5 protein-coding genes are annotated in these 3619 nt (G+C 68.2%); all 5 read left to right on the plus strand.

What is annotated here, in order from left to right:
- Positions 1–606: SPFH domain-containing protein (locus DD1DGNOD_RS20745; protein WP_131770870.1), on the plus strand; the 606-nt coding region annotated here is incomplete at its 5' end.
- Positions 607–720: 114 nt separating this feature from the next.
- The gene (locus DD1DGNOD_RS29930; protein WP_131768178.1) at positions 721–1041 is read left to right on the plus strand and encodes a hypothetical protein; all 321 of its coding nucleotides are present in this window, start codon (positions 721–723) and stop codon (positions 1039–1041) included.
- An 89-nt stretch (positions 1042–1130) separates the two neighbouring features.
- A complete protein-coding gene (locus tag DD1DGNOD_RS20755; RefSeq protein WP_131770867.1) occupies positions 1131–1832 on the plus strand; it encodes a GOLPH3/VPS74 family protein in 702 nt (233 codons plus the stop codon).
- 207 nt (positions 1833–2039) lie between these two features.
- Positions 2040–2624 carry a metallophosphoesterase family protein gene (locus DD1DGNOD_RS20760; RefSeq protein WP_131768180.1) on the plus strand — a complete coding sequence of 195 codons (585 nt, stop codon included), beginning with the start codon at positions 2040–2042 and terminating at the stop codon, positions 2622–2624.
- A gap of 270 nt (positions 2625–2894) precedes the next feature.
- The coding region (locus tag DD1DGNOD_RS27370) for a DUF4145 domain-containing protein (protein WP_165036937.1) at positions 2895–3619 on the plus strand (725 nt) is incomplete at its 3' end.

A 3619-nucleotide genomic window follows, 5' to 3' on the forward strand; every position in this document is an offset into this window, starting at 1 on the left:
AACCCGCTGTCCAGACGGCGCAAGGTCTCGACCAGGATCCGTAACCACGAGACCCCGCCGATCAAGGTCAATGACGCGGACGGCAACCCGATCGAGATCGCGGCCGTGGTGGTCTGGCAGGTACAGGACACCGCACGAGCCGTCTACGAGGTAGAGGATTTCATCGAGTTCGTCAGCATCCAGACCGAAACCGCGGTGCGGCACATCGCCACCAGCTATCCGTACGACAACCACGGTGACGCCACTCTCTCGCTGCGGGACAACGCCGACGAGATCACGGGAAGGCTCTCCGGTGAGATCGCCGTGAGGGTGGCATCCGCCGGGGTGCGGATCGTCGAGTCGCGCATCACCCGCCTGGCCTACGCCCCCGAGATCGCCCAGGCCATGCTGCGCCGCCAGCAGGCCGGCGCCGTGGTGGCCGCCCGTCAGCGAATCGTCGAAGGGGCGGTCGGCATGGTCGAGCTCGCTCTCGCCCGCCTCGAGGCGCAGGACGTCGTGGAGCTGGACGAGGAACGCAAGGCGGCCATGGTCAGCAACCTGCTGGTCGTGCTGTGCAGCGAACAATCCACCCAGCCGGTGGTGAACGCAGGCTCGCTCTACCACTAGGGGCCACAGGCGTAGGGGCCACAGGCGGCGCGATGATGTTTCTTTCGCGCCGCCGGAGGCCTAGGCCCTCAGATCACTAAGAGCTGATGTTCGAATGACTGGTGGCGGGAGCACGTGACGGAACGGAAGAAGATCCTGCTGCGGCTGGACCCTGCCGTACACGACGCGCTCGCCCGATGGGCCACCGCCGAGCTACGCAGCACCAACGCCCAGATCGAGTTCCTGCTGCGCCGGGCGCTGTCGGACGCCGGACGGCTGCCCGGAAACGTCGGGCGCATACCGCGCCGCGGGCGACCCTCGAAGCCCGACCCAGCTCCCGGCAACGGGCCCAAGCCCGGTTCCGAACTGAGTCCCGAACCGAATTCCGGACCGAATTTCGCCGGCGGACCCGGCTCCGACCAACCCGAATCCCCCGATCACGGAATCGATTCCTGAAACCGGCACCGGACGCCAACAATCCACACCGAAATCCGGGGTACTCACGGCGCGACCGGCGAAGGACGGACCAGACGAAGGACGGACCAGTGGAACTCCCCGAATCCCTGCCGGCACGGCTCTACCTGGTTTCCTATGATCTCGACAGGCAGCGGCCGACCGGTCGCACGTACCTCGGCTACCTGCTGCGCGCCGCGGCACTCACCGACCTGTTCCTCGCCGGCCACCTCGCCGACGTGAAGGGCAAGGTGCAGGTGAAGAACCCTCCTACGACCCGGACGACCACTCCGACAGCGGCTCGGATGATTCAACCGGTTCCGGCGACGGGTCGCACCCGGGCTATGGATCCGCTGCTCGAAGACGTCCTGAAGCAGGTCGCCGGATCGTCACGGCCGCGTTCGTGGAAATACTGGGTCCGTAAGAACAGCCGCCCGGCCGTGCGAGCCGTGCGGGATCAGCTGGAGACGGCCGGTTGGATTCGCGTGGAGCCACACCGGATACTCCACCTGTTCCCGGCGGACACAATCACCGTACGGGATCCGCGTGTCGTCAGGGAGCTGCGCGACAATGCCGGCCGGGTGGCCCGCGGCAGCGTCCCGCCGGCGCACGTCGACCCGTACGACGCCGCCGTTGTCGCGCTTGCCGCCGCTGCCCGGCTGAAGACCGTGCTCACCCGGGCGCAACGGCGTGAGCACAGGGCCCGGATCACGCGACTGACCGAGCTGTGCGGTCCACCGCCAATTGCGCTGCGCAAAGTAATCGCCGCTGACGAAGCGTCGGCCGCGTCCTGAAATCTCGGACGACCGCCGGCGGCCCGTCACGCGTTGCCGGACAACCCGTGGTCACGCCGACCGGCGTTCGCTATGATCGACCGATGCCCGGCGAAAACGCCGGTTGCCCACAGCGTACGGCCGGCGGACGGACGACCCGGGGAAACCGCCGGTCCCGGAACAAGGGAATTGACTCCGATAATACAAACAGCATGGAAGAGGAAAGCTGTGACAACGTGGTACACGGCTGATCTCCACTTCGGCCACACGAACATTCTGACCTACGCCTCCCGCCCCTGGCCTGACGTCGAGACGATGAACGCCGGCCTCGTGCAACGGTGGAATGCCGTCGTGGCATCCGAGGACACGGTGTGGGTGCTCGGGGACGTCTCCCTCACGCCGGCGAAACTCGCCCCGGTCGCCGAGCTGAACGGTCACAAGATCCTGGTCGCGGGAAATCACGACTCATGCTGGTCCGGGCACCGCCGGCACGCCGGCCAGGTCCAGCGTTACGTCGATGCGGGTTTTGCTCACGTCCACTCCTCCGGAGTCGTGCGGGACCACCGCATCGGCGACCACCTCGTCACGCTGGCGCACTTTCCCTACCACGGTGACCACACGGCCCAGGACCGCTACGCCGACCGCCGTCCCGAGGACGACGGCCGACCGTTGCTGTGCGGGCACGTGCACGACGCCTGGCAGGTCCACGACCGGCAGATCAACGTGGGCGTGGACGTCTGGGACTGGACCCCCGTCCCGGAGGAAACCGTCCTGAAACTGGTCGAGGCCGCGGCGCGGCCCGCACCCCGGTAGCGACATCGCCTTGCAGGAACGCCGAGCCCGCATCACGGCTGCCAGCACCAAGAGCGACCGCGGTGAACGCCTGCAGCGGTTCCTCACCGCCGACCAAACGACTTCACCAGGACGGACCTCGCTCTGGTCGAGGTGTGCTGAGCGGGCGACAGCGATGGACTGTGCTGAACGCGCTCCACCCGTTCAGGGAGGGCTTCGCCCGTCAGATTCCGACGTGGGGCTACATTCTGGGACTATACAGTCACCAGTGGGGGCGGGGCTGACAGGCTGATGGACGCGCGCATCGAGGAGCTGGCACGCCGCTCGGCGAACTTCGGCCTGCTGCTCCCCCACGAACCGCTACTGGTCTTCTACGGCGCGGGCGCGGAGTCGTACGCCCACTCCGACCCGAACGCCGCGCTGGTCAAGGCCCGCCAGTTCGGCGAAGCGTTGGCAAAAGCCCTGGTCAGCAGGGCCGGGCTGCCGGTACGCGGCGACAAGCAGGTCGACCGCCTCGCCGCGCTCGCCCGCGCCGGGGTACTCGACAGGCGCATCCGCACAGCTTTCGATACCGTCCGCACTGAGGGTAATCGGGCTGTTCACGGCCACTACGGCTCCGTCCGGACGGCGGTGCGTGCTGTCCGCGCCTGCTTCGAGCTGGGCGTGTGGTTCCACCGGCTGCTGACCGACGACCGTACGGTCATCGCCTTCGTCCCGCCGCCGGAGCCCGACGGCAGCCTGCAGCCGGCTGCCGCGTCCGCGGCTGACAACGCCGAGCTGGCGGCGCTGCGCGACGAGCTGGCCGAGTACCGCAACAAGCTCGCCGAGGCGAAGCTGCGCCTGGACGGCGGCAGCCGACTGGACGCCGAACGCCAGGCCCGGCGCGAGGCTGAGGATGCGCTCACCCGCGCGCTGGCTGATGCGGAAAGTCTGCGCAGCGTCCTGGCGGAACAGGTTGTGGAACAGGGTGCGCAGGCCTGGCAGCCGACCGACCAAGCGGGCAGCAGGCAGCCGGC

The sequence above is a fragment of the Candidatus Protofrankia californiensis genome (genome assembly GCF_900634765.1).
Classification (GTDB): Bacteria; Actinomycetota; Actinomycetes; order Frankiales; family Frankiaceae; genus Protofrankia; species Protofrankia californiensis.